We start from the raw sequence: 26,004 nt of genomic DNA on the forward strand, positions 1-26,004 counted from the left end.
TTCTACATAAATGCAACATCTTGCCGGCAGAAATTTGTATTGCCGTTAAGTTATTGTATATTGATGCCACTTTGCGCAGTGGATTGCAGGCAGAAAGCAAGCCGATCGCCATCCCCGTTTCGAGGATTTGGACCACGTGGAATGCCACACCCCGACCAAGACATCCGCCATCGCCTGCTGATCGCGCGGCTGCCGGCCATGCCGCAGATCCTGATCAAGCTGATTGAGCTCCTGCAAGCCGACGACGCCGGCATGCCGGAGCTGGCGGCGCTGATCGCCAAGGATGCGGGGATGGTCAGCAAGATCCTGGCGCTGGCCAACAGCTCGGCCTACCCGCGCCACAGCCGCACGCTGGGCCTGGAGCAGGCCCTGGTCTCGCTTGGCACCGACACCATCAAGACGCTGGTGATTGCTGAATCGGTGTTCCAGACCTTCAGCAATTTCCCGCACAGCGGCAGCACCGACCTGCGCGCCTTCTGGAAAGGGTCGCTGAGCACCGCCGTGATCGCGCGCGACCTCGCGCGCGCGCTCGACTACCCGCACGTGGAAGAAGCCTACCTGGCCGGCCTGCTGCACAATGTCGGCCGGCTGGCGCTGCTGGCGACGGCGCCCAAGGAATACGCCTACAACTTCCGCGCGCGCGACGACGAGGCGCTGTGCGCGGTGGAGCAGCGCACGCTGGACATCACCCACGCCGAAGCGGGCGCCTGGCTGATCGAGCGCTGGCAGCTGGACTCCTTCCTGGCCGACGCGGTGCTGTACCACCACGAGCCGGCGCCGCGCCTGGAAGCGGCGCACCCGCTGATACGCATCGTGCGCGCGGCGCACCAGCTGGGCTGCCACGCCGAAGCGCCGGCCGGGGCGGCCGCAGCGGCGGCCCTGTGCGGCCTCGCGGAAGCGCAGCTGGACGCCCTGCTCACAGCGGCCGCGCGCCAGGTGGCGCGCGCGGCGCAGGCGCTGGGCATCGACCTGGCCGGCGCCGACGACCGCCCGGCGCCGGCGGCCGCCGCCCCGGCCCCGCCCCCGCCCGACCCGGTGCAGGCGCGCCTGTCCGAGGAGGTGCGCAATATGCTGCTGGTGCAGGACATGGGCCAAAGCCTGGCGCGCCAGCAGGGCGAAGCCGGCCTGCTGGAGGCGATGACGCGTTCGGCGCGCATCCTGTTCGACCTGGAAGGCGCGCTGATCCTGCTGGAGAGCCCGGCCGGCCACGCGCTGCAGGGCGCCGGCACTGGCGCGGCGCAGCAGCGCCTGGCCGGATTCAGCGTCCCCCTGGACAAGCCGGGCCTGCTGGCCGACGCCGCCAACGGCCGCCGGCTGGCCTTCGCCGTGCGCACCGGCGGCATCGCCGAAGAACAGCTGTTGCGCATGCTCGGCAGCGAAGCCCTGGTGTGCCTGCCGCTGGTGGCCGGCCAGCGCTGCCTGGGCCTGATCGTCGGCGGGCTGCCGGCCTGGCAGCTGCCGCTGCTGCAGAAAAAAGAGCGCTTCCTGCAGGCGTTCGGCAGCCAGGCCGCCAAGGCGCTGGAAAGCGCGCTGGCCGAGCGCGGCAACACCGGGCGCCAGCAGGCGCAAATGGCGGAGGACTACCGTGCAGCCGCGCGGCGCGTGGTGCACGAAGTGAACAACCCGCTATCGATCATCAAGAACTATCTGTCGGTGCTGGACGCCAAGCTGGCGCGGCGCGAAGCCGTGGTCGCGGAAGTGTCGATCCTGAACGAAGAAGTCGACCGGGTCGGCCAGCTGGTCGCCGCCCTGGCCGAGCCGCCGCCGCCGGACTGCCGCGGCGCGGTCAATCTGGCGCGCGTGGTGGACGAGGTACTGCGCCTGCTGCGCGCCAGCGCCTTCCTGCCCGCCTCGGTGCAGCTGGTGACGCGCATGCAGGACGGGCCGCAGGAGATCGAGGGCGAGGCCGGCCCGCTCAAGCAGATCCTGCTCAACCTGGTGAAGAACGCCATCGAAGCCCAGCCGGACGGCGGCCGCATCGAGATCGCCAACCGCGGCCTGGTCAACCGCGACCGCGGGCGCTACGTGGAGCTGGCGGTCAGCGACAGCGGCCCCGGCCTGGCGCCGGACGTGCTGGCCAACTTGTTCGGCCCCGTCCCGAGCAGCAAGCCGGGCCCGCACCATGGCCTGGGACTGTCGATCGTGCACAGCCTGGTCGGCAAGCTGGACGGCATGATCAGCTGCCGCAGCAGCGCGCACGGCACCTCGTTCGAACTGCTGCTGCCGGTGCGCGGCGGCGCCAGCCAGCCCGCCGCATTACCGTCGTGCGGCGCGCGCGATGCCGGATAAGGCCAGCATGCACCCGATCCTCCCCACGCCCCCGATGCCGGCCGCGGAATTCCAGCCGCGCCTGCTGCTCGTGGACGACGAACCGCGCCTCTTGTCCTCCCTCTACGAGCTGCTGCGCGGGCAGGCGCATTACCAGCTGGTGACGGCCAGCTGCGGCGCCGATGCGCTGGCCGCGCTGAGCCGCCAGCATTTCGACCTGCTGCTGCTGGACCTGCGCCTGCCCGACATGAGCGGCCACGCGATCATGGATTTCATCAATGCGCGCGAGATCGACTGCGACGTCATCGTGCTGAGCGGCGAGGCCGGCATCGACGCCGCCATCGGCGCCTTGAAGCGCGGCGCCTACGACTACCTGCGCAAGCCCTACAACCCGCCCGAGCTGGTGAAGACGGTGGAGAACGCGCTGCAAAAGCGCCGCCTGGCGGTGGACCATGCGCGCATCGCGCAGCGCCTGGAAAACTCGGAAAAGATGTACCGCTACCTGGTGGACAGCTCGCCCGACATCATCTACACCCTGAACCACGAAGGCTGCTTCACCTTCGTCAACGACCGCGCCTACCAGTTATTGGGCTATGCGCGCGAGGAACTGATCGGGCGCCACTATTCGGTGCTGGTGCACGAGGAAGACCAGGAGCGGGCGCGCTACGTCTTCAACGAACGGCGCGTCGACGAGCGCGCCGCGCGCAATGTGGAGCTGCGCCTCAAATGCAATAACAGCGCCGCCGGCGACCGCAGCTTCAGCAACACGCTGATGACGATCTCGCTCAACGCGATCGGCATGCATGTGCCGGGTGCGGCCATGTCCCGGCACGAATTTTTCGGCACCTACGGCGTGGCGCGCGACATCACCGACCGCAAGCGCGCCGAGGAGATGATTTCCTACCAGGCCTACCACGACATCCTGACCGACCTGCCGAACCGCATCCTGTTCAAGGACCGCCTGGGCCTGGCCGTGATCCAGGCCAAGCGCAAGGCGGCCGAGCTGGCCGTGATGTTCATCGACCTGGACCGCTTCAAGCTGGTCAACGACACGCTGGGCCACGTCAAAGGCGACGAGCTGCTGCAGCAGGCGGCGCGGCGCCTGAAGGAGTGCCTGCGCAAGGGCGACACGCTGGCGCGCCACAGCGGCGATGAATTCACCATCGTGCTGCCCGAGCTGCGCGACCGGGGCGACGCCAAGGCGATCGCCGACGCGTTCCAGGAAGTGCTGCAGCTGCCCTTCGACCTGGACGGGCATGTGGTGCATATCTCGGCCTCGATCGGCATCGCCGTCTACCCGAGCGATGGCGACTCCATCGAGGAGCTGCTGCGCCACGCCGACATCGCCATGTACCAGGTCAAGGCGCAGGGCAAGAACGGCCACGCCTTCTACCATCCCTCGATGCAGGACATGTCGCACCAGAAGATCGCGCTGGAGCAGTCGCTGCGCAAGGCGCTGGAGAACAAGGAGCTGGAAATGCACTACCAGCCGCAGGTCGACATGGCCAGCGGCCGCATCATCGGCGCCGAAGGCCTGATGCGCTGGAACCATCCGGTGCGCGGCCTGCTGTCGGCCGGCGAATTCCTGCCGTTCGCCGAGGAGAACGGCCTGATGCTGCCGATCTCGGACTGGATGATCGGCGCCCTGTGCCGCGACGTGCTGCGCTGGAACGCGGCCGGCGCCGACAATATCCGCCTGTCGCTGAACCTGTCGCCGCAATACCTGGAGCGCGGCGACTTCTTCGAGAAGATGCGCAATGCGCTGGCGCGCCACCAGATCTCGCCGTCGCAGGTGGAAGTCGAGATCACTGAAAACATCTGCATCCGCAACCCGCACTACGCCATCGAGCAGCTGAACAAGCTGTGCCAGCTGGGCGTGTCGGTGGCGATCGACGATTTCGGCACCGGCTACTCCTCGCTGTCCTACCTGCACCGCTTCCCGATCCACACCATCAAGATCGACCAGAGCTTCGTCAAGGAGATCCACGACGAGCATGGCCACTATCCGGTGATCCTGGCCATCATCTCGATCGCGCGCGGCCTGGGGCTGCACCTGGTGGCCGAAGGGGTGGAGACGGACGTGCAGGCGCGCTACCTGGCCGCCAACGGCTGCGCCACCATGCAGGGCTACCTGTACTACCGCCCGATTGCGCTGGCCGCGTTCATGGACGTGCTGGCGGCGCAGAACCAGGCCGGCGTCGCGGCCATCCCGGCCGGCCCGCGCCTGGCGATCCAGGCCTGAGCCCGCATGCAGCGCCGCGCCACGACCGACGCCGACGCCAGGTACGCCGCCGCCAGGTACGCCGCCGAATTCCTGCGCCTGCGCCAGCTGGCCGAGCGCGGCGTGGCGACGGCCCAGCATGGCCTGGGCTTCATGTATTTCAACGGCCAGGGCGTGGCGCAAAGCTACGCGCTGGCCGTGGCCTGGTACCGCCAGGCCGCCCATGCGGGCCTGGCGCAGGCGCAGTACAACCTGGGCGTGATGTTCCAGAAAGGCCTGGGCGTCGCTGCCGACATGGGCGAAGCCGCCAACTGGTACCGGCTGGCGGCCGGGCAGGGCTATGCCGCCGCCCAGTACAACCTGGGCTGGCTTTACGCCAAAGGGCAAGGGGTGGCGCAGGACAGCGCACAGGCGCGCCATTGGTTCGCCAAGGCCGCCGGCCAGGGCGATGCCGGTGCGCAGAACAACCTGGGCATGATGTACGACAGCGGCAAGGGCGTGCCGCAGGATTGCGCGCAGGCGATCATGTGGTACCGCAAGGCCGCCGAGCAGGGCTATGCGCGCGCCCAGTTCAACCTCGCCCTGCGCTACGACAACGGGCAAGGCGTGGCGCGGGACGGCCAGCAGGCCCTGGCCTGGTTCCGCAAGGCCGCCGAGCAAGGCTATGCGCCCGCGCAGTTCAACCTGGCGCTGCGCTACGACAAGGGGCAGGATGTGGCGCCCGATGCGGCGCGCGCCGTCCAGTGGTACACGCTGGCGGCGCAGCAGGACCATGTCAGTTCGCAGTTCAACCTCGGCCTGGCCTACGACAACGGCAATGGCGTGGCGCGCGATGACGCGCAGGCGCTGCGCTGGTACCGCCGCGCCGCCGAACTGGGGCACGCCGGGGCGCAGAACAACCTGGGGCAGCGCTACGAACACGGCCAGGGCGTGGTGCAGGATCATGGCGCGGCCGCGCACTGGTACCGCCAGGCCGCCGCTGCCGGCCACCCTGCGGCGCAATACCATCTGGCGCTGCTGTGCGAACAAGGGAGGGGGTTGCCGCGCGACCAGCAGGAAGCCCTGGTCTGGTACCGCAAGGCGGCCGAGCAGGGGCATTTGCGCGCCCAGTTCGACCTTGCCCTGCGCTATGAGCTGGGGCAGGGCGTGCCGCGGGATGAGCGCACGGCGCTGGCATGGTTCCGCCGCGCCGCCGACCAGGAATACGTGGCGGCGCAATTCATGCTGGGCCAGATCCACGACCGCGCCGACGGTCCGGCGCCCGACCCGATACAGGCGAACGCGTGGTACCGCAAGGCGGCCGAACAAGGGCATCCGCAGGCCTGCTTCACGCTCGGCCTGCGCTGCGACAACGGGCAGGGCATGGCGCGCGACTTCGCCCAGGCCTTGTCCTGGTATCTGGCCGCCGCGCGCCAGGGCCATGCCCGCGCGCAGCTCAATGCCGGCTTGATGTTCCTGGCCGGGCAGGGGACGCCAGCCGATGCCGAACAGGCGTGGCGCTGGTTGTCGCTGGCCGAACAAGGCGGCCAGGCCGGCGCCGCGCGCCATCTCGCCGTCGCCGCGGCCCGCCTCGCGCCGCGGCAACTGGCGGCGCTCAGCGCCATGCCCGGCTTGCTGCCGGCCTAGGCCGAAGGATGGCGGACCGCCAGGTCAGCGGCGGCGCGGTGCGTGCGGGGCGGGCGTGCCGCGTTTTTCGATATGGCGGAACACGATGCGACCCTTGGTCAGGTCGTAGGGCGACAGTTCCAGCGTCACCTTATCGCCGGCCAGGATGCGGATGAAGTTCTTCTTCATGCGGCCGGCCGTGTAGGCGATCAGTTTGTGGCCATTGTCCAGGTCCACGCGGAAGCGCTGGTCGGGCAGGATCTCGGTGACCATGCCGCCCATTTCGATTAATTCTTCTTTTGCCATGCTGCTTTCCTTTGCGATCGTGAGGGCGAGGTGCGAAAAAAAAGCCCGCTAAGTGCGGGCTTCGTTTCAATGTAATGCCAATATTTCAATCGCTGCTACTGCCCGTGCTATCTGCACGGTGCGAAGCGGTCAGCCAATGCTATCTGCAAGGTGCCGGCCTGTGACCAATGTTTGGTGCTACAAGGGGAAGTTCTCGAGTACTTCACCACAGAACGCAGTGTAACACACATTTTGTGCGGCGCACAAACTTATTTTCACGGCGCTGCGTAGACGCAGGCATACTACATTGACAACTCATCTTTTCGCGGACACCTTATGAAAAAACTTGGCACACCGGTCGGCGCCCTGCTGGCCGTCACCGCGCTCCATGCCGGCGCGGCCGAAGGCGCGCCATCGGCCGATCCGCTGTTCAGCACGATTTCGACCCTGGACGCGGCGGCATTCGATGCCTTCAACCATTGCAGCGCGCCGGAGCAGCTGCAAAAGCACGCCAGCTTCTTTGCGCCCGATGTCGAGTTTTACCACGACACCGGCGGGGTCACCTGGTCGCGCCAGGAAATGCTGGCGAACACGGCCAAGTATGTGTGCGGGAATTTCCGGCGCGAGATCGTGCCCGGCACCTTGAAGGTTGTTCCGGTCAAGGACTTCGGCGCCATTGAAACGGGCTCGCACCGCTTCTGCCAGTTCGCCAGCGGCCAATGCGAAGGGCTCGCGGACTTTGCCATTGTCTGGAGCAATAAGACGGGCAATTGGCTCATCACCCGCGTCCTCAGCTACGGCCACCGCGCCAGCCAATAAGGCGCGCCGCGCGCGGGCCTAGCGATAGCGCTGCGGATCGAAAGGATAGGCGTAGATGTTTTCGATGAAGCGCTCGCCGTCCTTGGCCTGGCGCGCCAGGTACAGGCGGCCGCCGTGCACGAACGGCGTGAACTCGGCCTGTGCCGTGTTGAATGGCGCGCCAAGATTCTTCGGCGCGCTCCAGCCATCCTTGCCGCTGAAGCTGATGTACAGGTCGACGTCGCCGGCGCCGCCCGGCGCGTCGGAGAAGTACAGCAGATAGCTTTGGTCGGGGGCGACGAAGGGATTCGATTCGCGCCACGGCGCGCTGTTCACCGGTTCGCCGAGCCGTTCAGGCGCCGTGTACTTGCCGTCGACACGGCGCGAGCGCCACAGGTCGGACTTGCCCTCGGCGCCGTTCTTCATGAAGTAGATGGTGCCGTCGGCGGCGATGGAGCCGGACGATTCGGATTCGTCGCTGTTGATGTCGTGGCCCAGGTGCACGGGCGGCCCCCAGCGGCCATCCTGCAGCGCCACCGCGTAGATGTCGAAGCCCTTGCGCTGCGGCTTGTCCGGCACCGGGCGGTTGGACTGGAAGATGACCGACTTGCCGTCCGGGGCGAAGGCCGGATCGATGTCGCGCGAACCGTCGGTGGCGGAGAAGGGCACCGGCTTGGGCGCCTGCCACTTGCCATCCACCTTGTGCGATTCCACGATCACGAGTTTGGTGCGCGCGCCGCCCGATTGCACCCACAGCGCATGCTGGCCATCGGGAGCGATGGTGAAGCCGAACACGCCGTTGTCGGACACCAGGCCCGCTTCGAACAAGCCATCGCTGGGCGAGGCGCTTAACGCTGCGGCAAGAAGTAAGGCGGAAATATTCATCAATGTCTGCGCTGGATAGTAAGTATTGCGCGGCGCAAGCGCTAGCGATTCGCGTGGATCAACACCGCCATCGGCGCGCTGCGCGCGGCGCTGAACATGCAGCGCCATGGTGATGCAATTGCCCCAGGCATGCAACGTTTTTCCACGGCGGCCGCCTAGCGCGGCGTGAAGCCGTCCTCGCTCCAGCGTTCGCTGCCCACGCCGTGGCGGATGAAGAACAGGCCCAGCGGGTCGTACTTCTGCTTGACCTGGGCCAGCCGCGCATAATTGGCGCCCCAGAACGCCGCCTGCCAGTTGGCGAGGAAGTAGTCGCTCTCCGACATATACGAGCCCGCGGCCGGTTCCAGCACCAGTAACTGGTCCATCGCCTTGCCGATGTCGCGCGCGCGCTGCCGGGCGATGGCGCGCTCCTGCAAGGCCCCCGGCATGCCGGGATATTGCGGGGCGCCGCCGCCGGCGATGATCACCAGCGCGAAGGCGTCGAGCATGGCCGGGTTCATCGCGCTGTTGCGGGCCGCTTCAATTTCCGCCGCCGGAGCGCCGGCCAGTCCCTTGTTGAAGTGGAAGCCGACGTGCCAATGGCGCGATGCATTGAATACCGCCTCGGCCAGGGCGGCCTGGCGCGCGGGGGCCAGCAGGCCGGCGTTCAGCCATGCGGACTGGTAGCCGTGGATATACCAGCCCGCTTCCTTGGCGTCGCCCTTCCAGGCCATGTGGTGGGACGGCGCGCCGGGACGATTGTCCGGCTCGATCAGCCCAGGCGCATGCTTGCGGAAAAAATCCGCATTCCAGAAATGGCGGGCCGGCAGCGCGATGCATTTGAACTCATCTTCGAAGCTGTACTCCGGGCGGGCGCGCAGCCACGCGAGCATCGGCTCCCATACGGCGGCGGCCTGTTCCTGGCTGAGGCCCTGGAAGACCATCGAGATCTTGACGCTGTTGTCCGTCTCGAAGCCGATCTGCTCGCCCCACTGCGGGTTGAACAGCGCGCCGGCATAAAAGGCCAGCAGCTGTTCGATGAGCGCGCGGTAGGCCTGGTCCGAGGCCGCCTTGACCTTGGCCATCACGCCGCCGAAGCTTGCCGGCAGTTCGCGCGTGCGCAGCGTGAGGCGGGTGACGATGCCGATGCTGCCGCCGCCACCGCCCTTGAGCGCCCAGAACAGGTCCGCATTCTGGCTGGCGTTGGCGATGCGCACCTGGCCGTCGGCCGTCACCACCTCCGCTTCCAGCAGGCCGGCCGACGCCGTACCGAAGTTTTTCGAAAAGCTGCCAAAGCCGCCGCTTTGCACCAGGCCGGCCACGCCGACCGTGGCGCAGCCGCCGCCCTGCACGTAGCGGCCGCCCTTGGTGGTCACCGCATCGTAGGCGTCGATCCACAGGGCGCCCGCGCCGAGCGAGACGGCGGGCTGCGGGGCGTCGGCGCTGCCTTGCGCGACGAAGGCTTCGTGCATGGCGACGCTGTTCATCTTGCGCGTCCACACCAGCAGGGAGTCGGGCGCGTCGGAAGTACCCTGGTAGCTATGGCCGCCGCCTTTGACGACCAGGCGCAGGTTGTTGTTGCGGGCGAAGTTGACGGCGGCGACGATGTCGGCGCTGCTTTCGGCGGCCAGGGCATAGGCCGACGGCCTGGAGTCCCAGGCATCGAGCCAGCCGCTGGTCTGGGTCAGGGCCGGCTGGTCGCCGATCGCAAAGGGATTCTTGATCTCGTCCAGCGCCTGGCGGCAGGCCGCAGCGGCGGGGCTGGCGCAGGCGGCGAAGAAAGGTTCAAGCCGCAGCAGGCGGCCGCCCACGGCTGTCTGCAAGCCTTGCCATTTGGCTGCCGAAGGCCAGCCGGCATGGCCGGGGCGCACGCGCGGGCGCAGTTTTTCCCGGCCCGGCAGCGCCGCTGCCCAGACAGGTGCGAACGGCATGGCGGGAAGCATGGCGGCTTTCAGCAGGAACCTTCGTTTCATTGCAGCGTCTTTCATTGACGTTAATAATTAGTCAATGTTAATCGGCAATGGTTGTCCTTGCCACAAAAATGTGGCGAAGCGCCGCGCGATGTGGCGAACAGGTAAGATGGGCCGACCATGTCCAAGCTCGCCGCACTTGCCGCGCTGTTATTGGCTGCGCCGCTGGCCCAGGCGGCCGAGCCGGTGCGGCTGGCCTCCGACGCCTGGTGTCCATTTGTCTGCGCCAGCGGCGAACGTGTGACGGGGGGCTACCTGGTCGATGCCGCGTCGGCGGCATTGTCGGCGCAAGGCCGGCAAGCCATCGCGGTCCTGATGCCGCTGAACCGCGCGGTGCGCGAGACGGAGCGTGGCCATATCGAAGGCGTGTATGCGCCGGCGATCGACGTGCCTTTGAAACTGAGCCAACCGCTGGCGTATTCGCGCGCTTGCTTCTTTACCCTGCACGATTCTGCATGGCGCTACAGCGGCCTGGCTTCGCTGGCCGGCCAGCAGGTGGGCATCATCGACGATTACGGCTACGACGACGGGCCGATGGACGACTATATCAGCCGCAACCGGCGCGAGCCCGGGAAGCTGAAGCTGGCGTTTGGCCAAACGGCTGGCCTTAGCAATCTGCGCATGCTGTTGCACGGGCGCGTGCCGGTCGTGCTGGAGCATGAAGCGGTGATGGCGCAACTGGCCGCAGGCGAGCAAGCGTCGCGCCGGCTGCGCCGGGCCGGTTGCCTGGAACGGCGGCTGCCGCTGACGGTGGGCTTCGCGGCGGACAACCCGAAGGCCACGGCCTCGCTGGCGGCGCTGGAGGCGGGCTTGCGCCAGCTCGAAGCGAGCGGCGCCTTGCATGCGCTGCGCCGGCGCTACCAGCTGCAGGACGATTAGCGCGCGAAGTGCGCCTCGATCTCTTCCAGCGTCCTGCCTTTGGTTTCCGGCAGCAGGAAGGCGGCGGCGAGGAAGTACACCACTGTGCAGCCGGCCCAGAAGAAGAACATCGCGGCATAGCCGTGCTGGCCGACGGTCGGCAGGAACACGGCTGCGATCGTGGTGGAGACGAACTGGTTCACCAGCAGCGCGATGCTCATGCCATTGGAGCGGATGCGCGTCGGCATCAATTCGGACAGGGCGAGCCACACGCATACGCCGGGACCGACGGCGAAGCTGGCGACGAACAGGCAGATCGCCAGCGTCACCTGCCAGCCGTGCGCCACCGAAGGCAGCGCGCCGACCTGCGCCTGCTCGATACGCAGCGGGGCGTCGCGGCCCTCGGCCGGATCGGCGAAAGGATTGAGGTGCAGGCGGCGGAAGAAGGCGCCGATCACGCTGTCCGCTTGCACGGCATCTTCGCGCGACAGCAGCATCGGCGCCAGCGCCGGGTCGTCGCTGCGGCGCGTCTGCACATTGGTGAAGGGGCCGTAGGAAAAGGCGACCGTCAGCAGCTGCGGCGCCGCACCGGCGCCGGCCGGCGCGCCCAGCGCTTTTAGCGTATGCGCGTCCAGCCGCAGCGACAGGGTGTCGCCATGCACCTGGGCGGCGACGATGGCGCGCACGTCGCGCTGCCCGCTTTCGGCGCTGCGAAACAGGAGTCCAGCGGCCAGCAGGGCGAGCACGATGCCGCCGCTCCCCACCATCAGCAGGAACTTGCGCCCTTTGCGGTCGACCAGCAGCACCGCCACCACGGTCATGACGGCGTTCAGCAGCTTGAGCCCGACGTCGGCCATATTCGCGGTGGCGCCGGGCAGGCCGGCCTGGTTCAGGATGTTGACCACGTAGGCCAGCACGGAATTGATGCCGGTGGCCTGGGTGCAGGCCAGCACCAGGCAGGCCAGCAGGAAGGGCAGCACGTAGCGCCGGCTAAGCAGGCGCTCGTCCGCCGGCCCGCGCCCGGCCACGACGCCGCGCGCCGCCGCGATAGCGCCGGAGGTCGGGGCGTCGCCCCCTTCGGCGACGCCGGCAGCGGCCTGCATGTCGCGCAGTTCGGCGTCCGCCGCGCCGGCCGGGCGGGTGCGCAGCAGTGCGGCGCGGGCCAGTTCCTCGCGTCCGCGCCGCATCAGCCAGCGCGGCGATTCGGCCAGCAGCAGACTGCCGAACGTGAATACCAGACCCGGGGTCAGGCACATCCAGAAGATGCTGCGCCAGGCGTGGTCCTTGGCGTTAAATACCGCCGCGGCGCGCGCGGTTTCCGGCAAGGCCTGGGCCGCCAGCGTGGCGCCTTCGACGTGCTGCGCCTGCACCAAGCCGATCAGGGCTGCCGCGACCAGGCCGATGGTGAGCAGCAGCTGGAACAGCGCCGCGCCGCGCCCGCGCTGCTCGGCGCGCAGGCACTCGGCCAGGTATAGCGGCACCACCACGCCGATCAGGCCACCGCTGACGCCTTGCAGCAGGCGCCCCAGCAGCAGCGCCACATAGCCGTCCGACAGTGCGATCAGGGGAATGCTGATGGTGAACAGGGCGCCGGCCAGCACCATCGCCCAGCGCCGGCCGATGGCGTCGGCCACGGCGCCGGCGAACAGCGAGGAGAGTACGGATCCAAGCAGCACGGCGGCGACGATGAAGCTCAGTTGCTGCGCGCTCAGCTTCCAGGCGAGGGAAGCGGTGGATTCAAGGTAAGGCAAGGCGCCGGCGATGATGCCGACATCGATCCCGTAAAGCAGGCCGCCCATCCCGGCGATAAATAACAGAAAGCGCATGGATAAGGCCTGCATGGGATCTCCTTGATTTTTTATGAGAGGGGTATGGCCTCGCCTTCGACGAAGACGGCCACGGGGTGTAAAGACTGGTCCAGCACGACGATGTCGGCCCACGCCCCCAATGCCAGGCGGCCGCGCTGCGGCTCGTCCAGGTAGTCGGCGGGGAACAGCGACAGGCGCTGCGATGCTTCCGCCACATCCATGCCCAGGCCGACGAAGTTGCGCAGCGCCTGGTCCATGGTCAGCACGGAGCCGGCCAGCGAACCGGTGGCCAGGCGCACGCAGCCCATGCACTTGAATACGCGCTGGGTGCCCAGCGCATATTCGCCGTCCGGCATGCCGGTGGCGGAGGTGGCATCGGTCACGCCGTACAGGCGCGGAATGGCGCGCAGCGCGGCGCGCATGGCGCCAGGGTGCACGTGCAGCAGGTCGGGAATGATTTCGGCGTATTCGGCGTGCGCCATGGCCACGTCCACCATGCCCGGCTCCTTGTGGCTCATGCCGCTCATGCCGTTGAACAGGTGGGTGAAGCCGGCGGCGCCGGCGCGCATGGCGGCCACGCCGTCGTCGTAGCTGCCGGCGCTGTGGCCGATCTGGACGCGGATGCCCATCTCCTTCAGGTGCGGGATCAGTTCCAGGTGGCCTGCCACTTCAGGCGCCATCGTCAGCACGCGGATCGGGGCGATGGCGTTGTAGCTTTCCACCAGCGCGCGGCTGCCCGTCACCACGTCGGGCGGCTGGGCGCCCAGGCGGCGGCGGTTCAGGAACGGTCCTTCCAGGTGCACGCCCAGCATGCGCGCACCGTGCTGGGGGCGCTGCGCGATGACGCCGGCCAGCCCTTGCAGGGCGTGGCGGATGGAATCTTCCTTCGCCGTCAGCGTGGTGCCGAGCAGCGCGGTGGTGCCATGGCGCGCATGGCTGCGGGCGACCACGGCGCCGGCCGCGCCGCCTTCCATGATGTCGACGCCGGAGGCGCCGTGCACATGCAGGTCGACGAAGCCAGGGATGAGGGTCAGGCCTGCGCCGGCCGGGCCTTCCGTGATAGCGGTGATGCGCTGGTCGAAGGCGATGCTGCCGTTGATCCAGCCGCCGGGTGTGAGAATGCGTCCTTGCAGCATGCCCTTACTCCGCCACGATCAATTCGATCCCGCGCTTTTCCAGCCCGTCGCGGTACTCGGCGGAGATGCTGGCGTCGGTGATGACGGCATGCACGCGGTCCAGCTGCACGATGCGGTGCAGCGACACGCGGCCGAACTTGGAAGCGTCGGTCAGCACGATGACTTTCTTGGCGCGCTCCACCATCTTGTGGTTCAGGTTCGCTTCGGCCTCGTGGTGGGTGGTGATGCCAAACTGCAGGTCAAATCCGTCGACGCCCAGGAACAGCTTGTCGAAGTTGTAGGCCGATAGGCAGGCTTCGGCCTGTGCGCCCTGCAGCGACAGCGATTGCTTGCGCAGGCGGCCGCCGGTCAGGATCAGGTCCACGCCCGGCGCATCGGCCAGTTCCCATGCGATATTCAGGCCGTTGGTCAGGACCGTGACATTGCTCGCTTCGCGCAGGTGGCGCGCCAGCGAAATGGTGGTGGTGCCGGAGTCGATGATGACGTTGTCGCCCGGCTGCACCATGCGCGCGGCCAGCAGGCCGATTCGTTCTTTCTGCGCCTGGTTCAGGGAATCCTTCTGGCGGATGGTGTGTTCGGTCGGTGGTGTGCGCGCCAGCAGGGCGCCGCCGTGGCTGCGCTGCACCAGGCCTTGCGATTCGAGCATACTGAGGTCGCTGCGGATGGTGACGGCGGACACGCCAAGCTTGTCGACCAGGTCGGCCACCTGGACCGAACCATTTTGTACGATCGCCTGCAGGATGGTTTCGCGGCGTTGGCTGGTATTTCGCATGTCTTCTGTCGCTGATGTTCAAAAACGTCGAGCTTAACAGAAGGCGGCAGCCAGGTGCGGGGCCGGGGCGTTGGCGCTGCAGGCGCGCGCATACTGCGCCAGCACGCGCGCCACCTTGTGTTCGAGCAGCGCCTGCGGTTCGGCGGCCAGCTCGCCCTGCAGGACGGCGAGGAATTGCTCCGGCAGGTATTGGCTCAGCAAAGGCAGCGGGATGCTGCGGCCTGCCAGGTTGGCGAACAGGCGGCTCACCGCAGTCGCCACCTCCGGCTCGCCCCAGTAGTAGCGGCAGCGGTCGGACAGGCCGTAGCGGCGCATCAGGCGCTGTTCATCGGCGCTGCCCACATAATGTTTTTGCCAGTGCTTCGGCTTGGCCAGCATGGCCTGGTCCAGCACTTCCATCAGGCGCGAAGCCTGTTCCTTGCCCAGCAGCGCCTCTTCGATCTGGCACAGCGCCAGGAAGCCTTCGCGCAGGGCAAACGTGGCGGCGGGGCCGACCTTCAGGATCGCGTAGTGGCCACGCACCATTTCATGCAGGGCCGATTCGCGCTGATAGTCGGTGGAATGGGCTTCGAACACCAGGCCCGGCTGGGCCGCCACAAAGTCCGACAAGGCAGCCGCCGCTGCGGGATCGAAATGCTGCACATCGGACTGGTCGAAGTCGACCCCGGGTTGCACCACCATGGCGACCACGCGCTGCCACGCATCGCGCAGGCCAGCGGCGGCAAAGGCGCGGCGATGCACGTCCAGCGTGCGCGCGGCCGCTTGCGGCGCGGTGACGGACAGCGCCTGCTCCAGCGAACTTTCGCCGCCCGGCACCGGGACTTCGGTGCCGATCACATACACCGGCGGCGGCAAGCCGTTGCGCGCCGCCGCCTGTTCGGCAATCGCGGCCAGGCGTACCGCGCGCTCGGCCACGATCTCGTCGCCCAGCACGGGTGCATCGTCCGCGCAGCGCATGCTGCAATCGAGGTGGATCTTGTGAAAGCCTGCCGCGGCGTAGGCATCGACCAGCACGTCGGCGTGCGCCATCGCGGCGGCCGCGTCGAGCGACTGCCAGGCGTTGGGACCGAGATGGTCGCCGCCCAGTACCAGGCGTTCCGCCGGGAAGCCCTGCTCCTGCGCCAGGCGGTGCACATAGTCGCGGAACTGGGACGGCTGCATGCCGGTGTAGCCGCCGAACTGGTCGACCTGGTTGGAGGTGGCCTCCACCAGCAGCGGCGTGCCGTATTGCGTGGCCACCTGCATGGCGGCGCGCAGCACGGTCGGGTGGCTGCAGCAAACGCTGTACAAGCCGACGGGCTCGCCGCGCCGGTGCGCCTTGACGATTTGCAGGACCGGGGACAGTTGGGCGGGCAGGTTCATTCTGGTCTTACTCCGATTGTTGGCGCGCCAGCAGGGCGGCGCCGCGCGCACCGCCCGCATCGCCGAAGCGTGGCGGCAGCACTGGCGGGGTTTGCACGCCGCGGAACAGGTGGCGGCGCATGGCCGCCGGCAGTTGCTGGTACAAATGGGCCAGCTTGGACAGTCCACCGCCCAGGACGATGGCGTGCGGGTCGTAAGCCAGCACCAGGCTCGCCATGGCGTGGCCCAGCAGGTCGAGATGGATGGCCAGCGCTTGCGCTGCCGCTGCGTCGCCGTTGTTGGCGCGCGCCACGATGGTCAGCGGCTGTGCGCCGTCGCCGCCGGCATGGGCGTGCAGCTTCGACAACCCGGGTCCGGAGACATAGCGTTCCAGGCAGCCTGCCTTGCCGCACGGGCAGTCGAATACCGGCAGCCCGTATTGCGCCAGCAGGGGCGCGGGCACCGTCCAATGGCCCCATTCGCCGGCAATGGCGTTGAAGCCGCGCTGCAGGCGCCCATCGACGCAGTAACCGCCGCCCGCGCCGGTGCCGATAATGGCGCCGAACATGGATGGCAGTCCGGCTGCTGCGCCGCCTTGCGCTTCCGACAGGGCGAAGCATTGGCAGTCGTTGCCGATGACGACAGTGCGCGCCAGCGCGCCTTGCAGCGCCGCAGCGACGATGCGGCCGTTCAGGGCGGGGATGTTGGAACTTAACTGGCGGCCGGTGGCGCTATCGATCACGCCGGGCAGGCCGACGCCGACCGGTGCGGGCTTTGCCTGCTGGCCGAGCGCGGTATCGCCGCGCGCCACCAGACCGGCAATGGCGGCGAGGAATTCATCGAAATCCGTGCCCGGCGTGGCGACCCGTTCGCGGAACACTTCGCGCAGGTCGCTGCCGGCATCAAGCCAGGACACCAGTTCAATCTTGGTGCCGCCGATATCGATGCCGTGGTAGCTGCGTTGTTCAGAACTGGTCATGGCGGTAAATAGTGACGCCTTGCACGACCCGGTTCACGGTGCCATCGGCGAAAGGATTGTCGGGCGTCAGTCCCAGCGCGGCCGACTGATGCAGGGCGTACTGCTGCGCCATCAGCAGCCACAAAGGCGCCAGCCATGCATCGCTCAGGGACGGCGCGGCGACGGAAATATCGGTGTCGCCGCCGACCGTCACGATCCGGCCCGCGATCCCGTCGCGGCGTAGTTCCTGCAGCAGGTCTTCCTCATAGCGGCGCGACAGCGCTTTGCTGCTGTGGAACAGCACCACCAGCGACTGCTGGTTCAACGCCGATTTCGGACCGTGGCGGAAACCGAGCGGGCTATTCGACATGGCGAGTACGCGGCCGCCGGTCAGTTCAAGGATTTTCAGCGCGGATTCCCTGGCCAGCGCTTCCAGCGGGCCGCTGCCCAGGTAGACCACGCGCTGCACCGGTTGTGCGGCCAATGCCGCCACCGGCGCCGCCCAATCGCGCAAGGCGGCATCGCCGGCGTGCGCCAGCGCCGCGATGCGATCGTTCCATTCGCCCTTGCCCAGCATGCACAGGGCCGCCAGCAGCATGCAACTGAAGCTGCTGGTCATGGCGAAACCGCGGTCGCAACTGGCGGCAGGCATCAGCAGGTTGAAGGTGCGCGCATCGGTATCGCCCTGGCGCGCCAGCTGGCCTTGCGCATTGCAGGTGATAGTCAGGAAACGGGCATCCGCCACGATGTCACGCACCAGTTCAACGGCGGCCAGGCTTTCCGGGCTGCTGCCGCTGCGGGCGAAGGAGACCAGCAGGGTCGGGGCCTCGGCGTCGAGGTAAAGCTCGGGGTGGGTCAGCAGGCTGGTGGTTGCCACCGCGCGCACTTGCGCGGGCCAGGCGGCATTCAATTCATCGGCGACGATTTCGCCGGCGTAGGCGGAGCTGCCGGCGCCGGTCAGGATGACGCGCTGCTGCCGATTGTGCAGGCAGCCGCCGAGGAAAGCGGCGACGTCGGCCGCGCGGCTTTGCAGGCTGGCGCCCAGCTCGCGCCACAGGGCCGGCTGCTGCGCGATTTCTTCCGCGGTGTCGAGGCCACGGATATCGCGCCAGGCTTGCAGGTCACGCTGAAGGAGGGTAGTCATCGAAAAAAGAAAAGTTATAAGTTGATGGGAAGCATAAATAACATATTTCGAAAAGTCAAATTCGAAAGATAAACGAAAGTTACTTATGGCCGAAACCCGGGCCAGAATGGCATCATTCACCGGTCGTTTCGGCGGCTTTTGTTGTGCTTTCACTACTAAGCGAAAGCTAATGCAGTGCAATATCGGCTAAGTGAAAGACGAAATTGCGTAAAAACGCCAGAAATTTGGCGTTTCCTTTCTTTTTGTTGACCTTTTTTGCTTTTATTTCTAAAGTACGTTCACCAAAACGAAGAAACCTTGCAAGTAAGGCAGGCTTATGAAGAGACTCACCCGCACTGCAATCGCCGCTGCTGTACTGGGACTGGCAACCGGCGCCACGCCGGCAGCTCCGTTGGGGAAACTGCGCAGCATGAGCGCCGCACAGGCTTCCGCAGTCGATGGCCACTACTGGGACTTGGCAAGTGACTCGGGCGCCATCGTGGTCGGCAAGCCTGCTGCGCAGGTCGAGCATAGCGTCAGCGAACAGCCCGACCACATCTTGCTGCGCACGTCCAAACTGAGCTTGCGCATCGACCGCAATCCCTTGCGATTCACCCTGTACCGCGCGGGCGAGACGCAGCCGCTATGGTGCGAAGTGCAGCCGCTGGAGCTGGGAGAGAAGACCAGCGTGCAGACGCTGTCCAGCGACAAGGCGGAGCGCTTCTTCGGTGGCGGCCAGCAGAACGGGCGCTATGAATTCAAGGGCCGCCAACTGGACGTGTCGTATTCCGGCGGTTGGGAAGAGGGCGACCGCCCCAGCCCCGCGCCCTTCCTTATGAGTTCGCGCGGCTGGGGCATGCTGCGCAATACCTGGTCCGACGGCAGCTACGATTTGCGCCAGCCCGATATCGCGAGTTTGCAGCACGCCGAGCCGCGTTTCGATGCCTATTATTTCGTCGGCAAGGATGTGCGCGACGTACTGGCGCGTTATACCGAATGGACCGGCCGCGCGCGTATGCTGCCGCGCTGGGCGCTGGAATACGGCGACGCCGATTGCTACAACGATGGCGACAACGTGAAGAAGCCGGGCACCGTGCCGAAAGGCTGGAGCGACGGCCCGTCCGGCAAGACGCCGGATGTTGTCGACAGCGTGGCGCGCAAGTATCGCGAAAACGATATGCCGGGCGGCTGGATCCTGCCGAACGACGGCTACGGCTGCGGCTACACAAATCTGCCGCAGACCGTCCAGGGGCTGGCGAAATACGGCTTCCGCACCGGGTTGTGGACCGAGAACGGCGTCGACAAGATCAAATGGGAAGTCGGCACTGCCGGCACCCGCGTGCAGAGGCTGGACGTGGCCTGGACCGGCAAGGGCTACCAGTTCTCGCTGGACGCCAACAAGTCGGCCCACGACGGCATTCTGGAGAATTCAGACAGCCGCCCATTCCTCTGGACCGTGATGGGCTGGGCGGGAACGCAGCGCTATGCCGTGGCCTGGACCGGCGACCAGAGCGCGAGCTGGGACTATATCCGCTGGCATATTCCGACGCTGATCGGCTCCGGCCTGTCCGGCCAGGCTTACGCCAGCGGCGACGTCGACGCCATCTTCGGCGGCAGCCCGGAAACGTATACCCGCGATTTGCAATGGAAGGCGTTTACCCCGGTGCTGATGGGAATGTCCGGCTGGGCCGCCAATGAGCGCAAGCATCCGTGGTGGTTCGACGAGCCATACCGCAGCATCAACCGCCGCTACCTGAAACTCAAGCTGCAACTGACGCCGTATATGTACACGCTGGCGCGCGAGGCGGAGCAGACCGGCGCACCGCTGGTGCGCGGCCTGATGTGGGATTACCCTTCCGATCCCGCCGCCTTCAGCGAAGCGTACAAAAACCAGTTCATGCTGGGACGCGACATGCTGGTGGCGCCGGTGTACCGCAGCCAGGCGGTATCGCAAGGCTGGCGCAAATCGATCCACCTGCCGCAGGGGACCTGGTTCGAATACTGGGACGGCCGCCAGGCCAGCGCCGGCGCGGCGGGCCGCGATATCGACCTGCAGGTGTCGCTCGACAAGCTGCCCGTGTTCGTGCGCGCCGGTGCGATCCTGCCGATGTACCCGGAAGTCCTGTACGACGGCGAGAAGCCGAAAGACGTGCTGACGCTGGACTTGTATCCGCACGGCGAATCCTCTTTCACTTTGTATGAAGACGACGGCAATACGCGCCAGTACCAGAAGGGCGCGTTCAGCCTGCAGGTGCTGGGCATGCGCCAAGCTGGCGGCGACGTGAGCGTCGACATCGCCCCGGTCGAAGGCAGTTACGCTGGCCAGGAACCGGGCCGTGCTTACGCCCTGCGCCTATTGACCCGCCAGCGTCCGGACGCGGTGCAGGCAGGCCACGCGTTGCCGGTCCATGCCGACCGCGCCTCCTATGCAGCCGCCGCTGAGGGCTGGTTCTTCGACCCTGGCGAGCGCACCGGCACGCTGTATGTGAAGACAGCCAAACAGGATATCCGCCAGCCGCTGCGCATCGTCGTGCAAGGCGCGCAAGCCCTGGCGGCGCAGGATGGCGATTTCCCGGCCGCGCCGGAGCTTGGCCGCGCGCTGCCGCCAGACGCGCTGCTGGTGGTGAATCGTCCGGCGGAAGAGCCGGGTCACCCGCTGGAAAACGCCTTCGACGACAAGGCCGGCACCTGGTTCCGCACCACGCGCAACCAATCGGTCCGGACCGGCGCCCATGAATGGAGCATCGGCTTCACCGAGCGCCGCCTGATCGACGGCATCGAAATCGCTCCGCGCAACGATGAGCATTGGCAGCATGGCCAGGTGCGCGACTACGAAATCTACATTGCCGACACCAATGGCGAGTGGGGCAAGCCCACCTTCGGCGGGCGCCTGAAGTTGGAGAAGGACATGCAGACCATCCGCTTCCCGGCCACGGCCGGCCGCCTGCTGCGCTTCCGCGTCCTCAGCACGCAGAACCCCGACGGCGAAGGCGCCGCCGCCACCGATCCTATGGTGACCGCCGCGGCGCAGGCGCCAGCCAAGGCCGTCAACGCCTTGCAGCCCGCGGAAGTCGGCCCGATCACGCTGTCCACCTTTCGCATCCTGGAGCAACGCGCAAACGAAGGCCCGGAGCAGCAGAGCTTCCTGTCGGACCTGCCGCTGCCGAAGGGCGTTGGGCTCGACCGCCCCATCGGCAAGGGCAAGGAAATGCGCATGAACGGCCTGTGGTTCCGCAAGGGCCTGGGCGTCGGCCCCTCCAGCCGCATCGACCTGCAGCTCGATGGCGACTGGAACCTGCTGCGCGCCGACATCGGCGTGGACGATAGCTGCCGCAGCGCCGGCGGCCTGCAATTCCAGGTCTGGAGCGGCGAGCGCCTGTTGTACGACAGCGGACTGGTTCTTGCACCGGCTGTCGTCAAGCCGGAAATCGATGTGCGCGGGTTGAAGCAAATCAGCCTGCGGACCCTGGGTGCGCGCGGCGCCCAGGCTGCCCAAGTCTGCGGCAACTGGGCCAATGCCGTACTTTTAGGTACCGAGGGCGCCACGGTCAAAGCGCGCTAACCACACATTTTTCGTCGCTAAGAACGAACCCCTCTTCGGACCGGGGAGGGCGTTTTACAAACTAAAAAAGGAGATGCAAGTGGAAATGAAGAAATTGATCGCTGCCTTTGCGGCAGCGGGGTTGGCTGGCGGGGCACTGGCGGCTGACGGCGACGGTGACGGCGAAAAGATGCAGCGTGTCGAAGTGACAGGCTCCAGCCTGAAGCGCATCAACGCCGAAACCGCATCACCGGTGCAGGTGATCGACGCGAAACAGATTGAAAACATGGGCGCCCGCACCTTGATGCAGGTGCTGGATAACCTGCCCGCCGCGCGCCCGGCGCAGCAGGATTTCCGTTCCATGTTCACCGGTTCCGACGGGGCCTCGCAAGCGAACCTGCGCGGCCTTGGGGCACAAGGTACGCTGGTATTGCTGAATGGCCGCCGCCTCTCGTTCTACGGCGCGCCGGCCGGCTTCCAGACCATGTTCGTCAACATCGACGCCATTCCCGCTGCGGCCATCGAACGCATGGAGATCCTGACCGACGGAGCCTCCGCCGTGTACGGCTCCGACGCGGTGGCTGGTGTAATCAACGTGATCACCAAGAAGAATTACCAGGGCCTGGAAGCGAAAGTCAGCACGGACCGCTCGCAGAAAGTGTCGGCCTACGGCGAGCACCAGGCCAGCTTGGTGTACGGCCAGGGCGACATGGGCAACGACGGCTACAACGTGATGGCTTCGCTGAATGTCTACCAGCGCGACCGCATTGCGCTGGCCGATACTTACGACAAGCGGCCGGACTACTTCTACGTCAACAACCCCAGCTTCATTCCGAATTTCCGCATCGGTTCGGGCAGCGAGCCGGGGCAGCCCAATCCGGGTACTTTCTTCGTCTTCGACCCGGCGAAGAACAACGCCCGCACCCAGCGCGCAGTCCCTGGCTGTAGCACGGCAATCGCCGAAGCATCCGGCAGCCGCTGCGTGTGGAACAACCTGCCGTATTCGCTGGATACCGGTCCGACCTCCGACCGCGTGACCGGATTCCTGTCCGGGCGCAAGAAGTTTGGCGACCTGGAGGCTTTCGCCGAAGCCGCCTATACCCACATCAAGCTGCGAGGCGAGAACGGACCGCGCGTTTTCAACAGCGGAACGACCAGCAACTGGTTCTCCCGCAATACCGGCACCAGGCTGAATACGTTCGCATATCCCTACCTGGGGCCGAACAATGTCTACCTGAAGGGTAAGCTTGATGCCGACATGGCAGCCAGGATGGGCGGCGCCGCAGGATTGAACTACGTCCTGCAGGACGCGGTCGGCCACTTCGGGCAGAAAAACCTGGACGACAATTACCGCGTGCTGGCGGGCCTGAAAGGAAACTTGACCGGCAGCTGGGACTTTGAAACCGCGCTGGGCGTGGCCGGCAGCCATTCCACGCTGTATCAAACCATCAACGTCAATACCAAGGGCTTCGAAAAAGCCTTCGGCCCGACGACCAGGGATCCGGTCACCGGACGCACCTTCATCGCCGACAACCCCGCCTACAGGTTCGGCGAGATCAGCGAAGCCAATGCCGCCCTGCTGCGCGAGGCGTATCCGACCTTCGATATCCAATCCTGGACCAAGTTGATGACCTTCGACGCCAAGGTGGAGGGCACACTGCTTAAATTGGGCGAGCGCGAAGTGCGCGCCGCTGTCGGTACCAACTTGATGCGCGAAACCTTCAACACGCCAGGCAACGCCGATGCCGCCAATGGCCTGATCACCCAGCAAGGCGGGTCCTGGTTCGACGGAAAACGCACGGTCGGCGCATTGTTCGGCGAAGTGGTGGTGCCTGTTACCGAGACGCTGGAAGTGAATGCGGCGGCTCGCCTGGACAAGTATCCGCATTTCTCCGCCAACCTGGCGCCGAAGATCGGCGTTCTATGGCGCGCCCGCCCGGAGCTCATGCTGCGGGGTACCTACTCGGAAGGCTTCCGTGCACCCAACCTGGCCGAATCGGGCAGCGGCGGAGTGTTCGCCCAGGTCGGCGGCATCCGGGATACCGTGCGTTGCGACGAGAGCAATGCCATCGCCAAGCTGCTGATGAAATCCGTGGCAGCCGCCGAGCAGGACCTGGGCAAGTCGCTGTTGAACTCCAATTGTTCGACCACCGTCGGCGGCCTGACTCCGCCGAACCCGAACCTGCAGCCGGAGAAGGCCAAGATCTCCACCCTGGGCCTGGTGCTGCAGCCGGCCAAGGATGTCAGCATCTCGCTGGACTATTGGTTCGTGTACCGCCGCAACGAGATCGTGCGCCAGGATTTCAATGAGCTGTTCACCCAGTTGGTCGACAAATACGGTTCGGCCTTGGCCGGCACCACGCAGGCGATCCGCAACGACTTGAGCGATGCCGACCGCGCCATTATGGCGGCCGTGGCAGCCATGTGCGCCAACCCGGCCAATGCGGCAGCCTGCAGTGGTGCGCTGCCGAAGTACTCGGTGGGTAACCTGGGTGGCTTGATCAACTCTTACTCCAACCGTGGCCGCAGCCTGCTGGACGGCTTCGATATCGATGCGCGCGCCCGTTTCTCGCTGGGTGAATTCGGAAAGCTGGGTATGGGCGCCGCATTCACCATCCGCAAGCGCGAGACCTACAATTCCGACGACGGCACCGGCTTCTCCGGCAACTACGTCGGCTACTACGATTCGCCGCGCCTGCGCTCTACGCTGAACGCCGACTGGAGCTACCAGAACTTCGTCACCAGCCTGTTCGTGAACTACACCGGGAAGGCCAAATGGGCCGCGGGTCCGTACGACACCGACAACGCGCCGGAGAACTGCACCTCCGGCGGCGTGGCGCTGCCGGATAACCTGTGCGGTGGCCAGCCGTCCTACTACACGGTCAACCTTGGGTTCAACTGGAAGGCGGTCGAGAACCTGGAGCTGGGCCTGAACATCAGGAACGTGACCAACAAAATGCCTTACTACGACCCGAACGGCTGGGAAGGCTACAACCACCAGCAAAACCTGTTTGGCCGCGTTTTTGCGCTCTCTGCCAGCTACAAGTTCTGGTAACCTGCGATTCAACTCATGAGGTTTTGAAAAGATGGACAAGCAATTCAACCGACGACACTTTCTCACCGCCGGCGCTGCACTGGCGGGCAGCCTTCTGCTGCCGCGGGCGTTTGCGGCTGGCAGCCGTGAAAAGCTCCGCCTCGGTATGATCGGCACCGGCATGCGCGGTCAGGTGCTCCTGCGCGAGCTGGTACGCCGCGACGACGTGGAAGTGACCGCCTTGTGCGATATCGAACCGCTCATGCTTGGCAAGGCACTGGCGCAGTTCGAAAAGGCCGGCAAGGCAAAACCGCGTACTTTTGGCGAAGACGGCGACAAGCATGCCTACAAGCGGATGCTGGATGCGAAAGAATTGGATGGCGTGATTATCGCCACGCCTTGGGAGTGGCATGCACAAATGGCGATCGACGCCATGCAGGCTAAGGTTCCCGTCGGCTGCGAGGTGGTGGCCGGCGTGACGCTGAAAGACCATTGGGATGTGCTGGACACCCAGCTGAAAACCGGTACGCCATACATGCTGTTGGAGAACGTGTGCTATCGCCGCGACGTGATGGCGGTGCTGCAGATGGTGCGTTCCGGCCTGTTCGGCGAGCTGGTGCACCTGCAGGGCGGTTACCAGCACGACCTGCGCGCCGTCAAATTCAACAACGGCGATCCGGCCAAACCCTACGGCAGTGGCATCGAGTTCGGTGACAAGGGCTGGTCGGAAGCGAAGTGGCGCACGCTGCATTCGGTGCAGCGCAATGGCGAGCTGTATCCGAGCCACGGCATCGGCCCGTGCGCGATGTACACCAATATCAACCGCGGCAATCGCTTCACCCGTATCAACACCTTCGCGACCAAGGCGCGCGGCCTGCACGACTACATCGTCAAGCAGGGCGGCGCGGAGCATTCGAGCGGCAAGGTGAAGTTCAGCCTGGGCGACGTGGTCAGCACCACGCTGTCGTGCGAGAACGGCGAGACCATCATCCTGCAGCACGATACCTCGCTGCCGCGCCCATATTCGCTCGGCTTCCGGGTGCAGGGCACCAACGGCCTGTGGATGGACGTGAACCATTCCATCCACATTGAAGGCAAGAGCACGCCGCATCAGTGGGAGGATTTCCAGGCATATCAGGACAAGTTCGACCACCCGCTGTGGCGAAAATATGCTAGCGAAGCTGCCGGTGCTGGCCACGGCGGCATGGACTACTTCGTGATTCATGCTTTCGTGGAAGCGCTGAAGGCCCGCGCGCCGATGCCGATCGATATCTACGATGCGGTGACGTGGAGCGCCATCACACCGCTGTCCGAGCAATCGATTGCGCAGAATTTCCAGACGCTGGAATTCCCCGATTTCACGCGCGGCCTGTGGAGCAAGCGCAAGCCGATCTTTTCCTTCGATGACCGTTATTGAACCCA

16 protein-coding genes and 1 pseudogene are annotated in these 26,004 nt (G+C 66.2%); 8 read left to right on the forward strand and 9 right to left on the reverse strand.

The genetic code is table 11. The features are described from left to right. The first annotated feature begins 141 nt into the window (after positions 1-141). Genes H597_RS0114020 through H597_RS30875 form a run of 3 tightly spaced genes read left to right on the forward strand, consistent with a single transcriptional unit; the run spans position 142 to position 6,115 of the window. Positions 142-2,289, forward strand: coding sequence for an HDOD domain-containing protein (locus tag H597_RS0114020; RefSeq protein WP_028102708.1), 2,148 nt, complete (start codon positions 142-144; stop codon positions 2,287-2,289). 7 nt (positions 2,290-2,296) lie between these two features. Continuing rightward, positions 2,297-4,510 carry a putative bifunctional diguanylate cyclase/phosphodiesterase gene (locus H597_RS30870; protein WP_035374225.1) on the forward strand — a complete coding sequence of 738 codons (2,214 nt, stop codon included), beginning with the start codon at positions 2,297-2,299 and terminating at the stop codon, positions 4,508-4,510. 6 nt (positions 4,511-4,516) lie between these two features. Then, positions 4,517-6,115 carry an SEL1-like repeat protein gene (locus tag H597_RS30875; RefSeq protein ID WP_035374180.1) on the forward strand — a complete coding sequence of 533 codons (1,599 nt, stop codon included), beginning with the start codon at positions 4,517-4,519 and terminating at the stop codon, positions 6,113-6,115. Between the two features lie 24 nt (positions 6,116-6,139). Here H597_RS30875 and infA read toward each other — a convergent pair whose 3' ends face one another. Further along, complete coding sequence (infA, locus tag H597_RS0114035) at positions 6,140-6,400, reverse strand: translation initiation factor IF-1 (protein WP_028102709.1); 261 nt, start codon at positions 6,398-6,400, stop codon at positions 6,140-6,142. 315 nt (positions 6,401-6,715) lie between these two features. On the opposite strand from infA, the gene H597_RS0114040 reads away from it, so the two are divergent. Continuing rightward, positions 6,716-7,198, forward strand: a complete 483-nt coding sequence (locus H597_RS0114040) for a nuclear transport factor 2 family protein (protein ID WP_028102710.1) — start codon at positions 6,716-6,718, stop codon at positions 7,196-7,198. An 18-nt stretch (positions 7,199-7,216) separates the two neighbouring features. Here the strand turns inward: H597_RS0114040 and H597_RS33320 are convergent, their stop codons facing one another. Together H597_RS33320 and H597_RS0114050 are read right to left on the reverse strand one after the other, a co-directional pair. Continuing rightward, positions 7,217-8,170 carry a TolB family protein gene (locus H597_RS33320; protein ID WP_154668104.1) on the reverse strand — a complete coding sequence of 318 codons (954 nt, stop codon included), beginning with the start codon at positions 8,168-8,170 and terminating at the stop codon, positions 7,217-7,219. Between the two features lie 47 nt (positions 8,171-8,217). Next, complete coding sequence (locus tag H597_RS0114050) at positions 8,218-10,014, reverse strand: FAD-binding oxidoreductase (protein ID WP_028102711.1); 1,797 nt, start codon at positions 10,012-10,014, stop codon at positions 8,218-8,220. Positions 10,015-10,131: 117 nt separating this feature from the next. Here H597_RS0114050 and H597_RS0114055 point away from each other — a divergent pair, with 117 nt between their 5' ends. Continuing rightward, positions 10,132-10,890: a type 2 periplasmic-binding domain-containing protein gene (locus tag H597_RS0114055; protein ID WP_028102712.1), complete on the forward strand. Its 759-nt coding sequence runs from the start codon at positions 10,132-10,134 to the stop codon at positions 10,888-10,890. Here H597_RS0114055 and H597_RS0114060 read toward each other — a convergent pair. The 6 genes and pseudogenes from H597_RS0114060 to H597_RS0114085 all read right to left on the reverse strand — a co-directional run bounded on the left by H597_RS0114060 (position 10,887) and on the right by H597_RS0114085 (position 18,028). Further along, positions 10,887-12,710 carry an MFS transporter gene (locus tag H597_RS0114060; RefSeq protein WP_028102713.1) on the reverse strand — a complete coding sequence of 608 codons (1,824 nt, stop codon included), beginning with the start codon at positions 12,708-12,710 and terminating at the stop codon, positions 10,887-10,889. The genes H597_RS0114055 and H597_RS0114060 overlap by 4 nt on opposite strands. 17 nt (positions 12,711-12,727) lie before the next feature. Continuing rightward, positions 12,728-13,813 carry an N-acetylglucosamine-6-phosphate deacetylase gene (locus H597_RS0114065; RefSeq protein WP_028102714.1) on the reverse strand — a complete coding sequence of 362 codons (1,086 nt, stop codon included), beginning with the start codon at positions 13,811-13,813 and terminating at the stop codon, positions 12,728-12,730. Positions 13,814-13,817: 4 nt separating this feature from the next. Continuing rightward, a pseudogene (locus tag H597_RS0114070) lies at positions 13,818-14,588 on the reverse strand (DeoR family transcriptional regulator); the annotation flags it as partial. 30 nt (positions 14,589-14,618) lie between these two features. Next, positions 14,619-15,947, reverse strand: coding sequence for a D-tagatose-bisphosphate aldolase, class II, non-catalytic subunit (locus H597_RS0114075; protein WP_211232046.1), 1,329 nt, complete (start codon positions 15,945-15,947; stop codon positions 14,619-14,621). A 7-nt stretch (positions 15,948-15,954) separates the two neighbouring features. After that, positions 15,955-16,905 (reverse strand): ROK family protein, encoded by a 951-nt coding sequence (locus H597_RS0114080; protein WP_028102717.1) that lies wholly within the window; start codon positions 16,903-16,905, stop codon positions 15,955-15,957. Next, a complete protein-coding gene (locus tag H597_RS0114085; protein ID WP_028102718.1) occupies positions 16,892-18,028 on the reverse strand; it encodes an SIS domain-containing protein in 1,137 nt (378 codons plus the stop codon). The genes H597_RS0114080 and H597_RS0114085 overlap by 14 nt, the downstream gene beginning before the upstream one ends. A 316-nt stretch (positions 18,029-18,344) precedes the next feature. Between H597_RS0114085 and H597_RS0114090 the strand changes: the two genes are divergently transcribed. The 3 genes from H597_RS0114090 to H597_RS0114100 all read left to right on the forward strand — a co-directional run bounded on the left by H597_RS0114090 (position 18,345) and on the right by H597_RS0114100 (position 25,999). Further along, positions 18,345-21,569 carry a TIM-barrel domain-containing protein gene (locus H597_RS0114090; protein WP_028102719.1) on the forward strand — a complete coding sequence of 1,075 codons (3,225 nt, stop codon included), beginning with the start codon at positions 18,345-18,347 and terminating at the stop codon, positions 21,567-21,569. Positions 21,570-21,654: 85 nt separating this feature from the next. Continuing rightward, positions 21,655-24,603 (forward strand): TonB-dependent receptor plug domain-containing protein, encoded by a 2,949-nt coding sequence (locus tag H597_RS0114095; RefSeq protein WP_229632170.1) that lies wholly within the window; start codon positions 21,655-21,657, stop codon positions 24,601-24,603. 31 nt (positions 24,604-24,634) lie between these two features. Further along, the gene (locus H597_RS0114100; protein WP_028102721.1) at positions 24,635-25,999 is read left to right on the forward strand and encodes a Gfo/Idh/MocA family protein; all 1,365 of its coding nucleotides are present in this window, start codon (positions 24,635-24,637) and stop codon (positions 25,997-25,999) included. Positions 26,000-26,004 lie beyond the last annotated feature (5 nt).

It is taken from the genome of Pseudoduganella violaceinigra DSM 15887 (genome assembly GCF_000425385.1).
Classification (GTDB): domain Bacteria; phylum Pseudomonadota; class Gammaproteobacteria; order Burkholderiales; family Burkholderiaceae_D; genus Rugamonas; species Rugamonas violaceinigra.

Excerpts from the sequence above, each read along its gene's own strand:
- H597_RS0114085 (WP_028102718.1), bottom strand. The coding sequence starts at position 18,028 with ATGACTACCCTCCTTCAGCGTGACCTGCAAGCCTGGCGCGATATCCGT.
- H597_RS0114095 (WP_229632170.1), top strand. The coding sequence starts at position 21,655 with ATGAAGAAATTGATCGCTGCCTTTGCGGCAGCGGGGTTGGCTGGCGGG.
- H597_RS0114090 (WP_028102719.1), top strand. The coding sequence starts at position 18,345 with ATGAAGAGACTCACCCGCACTGCAATCGCCGCTGCTGTACTGGGACTG.
- H597_RS0114065 (WP_028102714.1), bottom strand. The coding sequence starts at position 13,813 with ATGCTGCAAGGACGCATTCTCACACCCGGCGGCTGGATCAACGGCAGC.
- H597_RS0114080 (WP_028102717.1), bottom strand. The coding sequence starts at position 16,905 with ATGACCAGTTCTGAACAACGCAGCTACCACGGCATCGATATCGGCGGC.
- H597_RS0114075 (WP_211232046.1), bottom strand. The coding sequence starts at position 15,947 with ATGAACCTGCCCGCCCAACTGTCCCCGGTCCTGCAAATCGTCAAGGCG.
- H597_RS0114020 (WP_028102708.1), top strand. The coding sequence starts at position 142 with ATGCCACACCCCGACCAAGACATCCGCCATCGCCTGCTGATCGCGCGG.
- H597_RS30875 (WP_035374180.1), top strand. The coding sequence starts at position 4,517 with ATGCAGCGCCGCGCCACGACCGACGCCGACGCCAGGTACGCCGCCGCC.
- H597_RS0114050 (WP_028102711.1), bottom strand. The coding sequence starts at position 10,014 with ATGAAACGAAGGTTCCTGCTGAAAGCCGCCATGCTTCCCGCCATGCCG.
- H597_RS0114060 (WP_028102713.1), bottom strand. The coding sequence starts at position 12,710 with ATGCAGGCCTTATCCATGCGCTTTCTGTTATTTATCGCCGGGATGGGC.
- H597_RS0114040 (WP_028102710.1), top strand. The coding sequence starts at position 6,716 with ATGAAAAAACTTGGCACACCGGTCGGCGCCCTGCTGGCCGTCACCGCG.
- H597_RS30870 (WP_035374225.1), top strand. The coding sequence starts at position 2,297 with ATGCACCCGATCCTCCCCACGCCCCCGATGCCGGCCGCGGAATTCCAG.
- H597_RS33320 (WP_154668104.1), bottom strand. The coding sequence starts at position 8,170 with ATGGCGCTGCATGTTCAGCGCCGCGCGCAGCGCGCCGATGGCGGTGTT.
- infA (WP_028102709.1), bottom strand. The coding sequence starts at position 6,400 with ATGGCAAAAGAAGAATTAATCGAAATGGGCGGCATGGTCACCGAGATC.
- H597_RS0114100 (WP_028102721.1), top strand. The coding sequence starts at position 24,635 with ATGGACAAGCAATTCAACCGACGACACTTTCTCACCGCCGGCGCTGCA.
- H597_RS0114055 (WP_028102712.1), top strand. The coding sequence starts at position 10,132 with ATGTCCAAGCTCGCCGCACTTGCCGCGCTGTTATTGGCTGCGCCGCTG.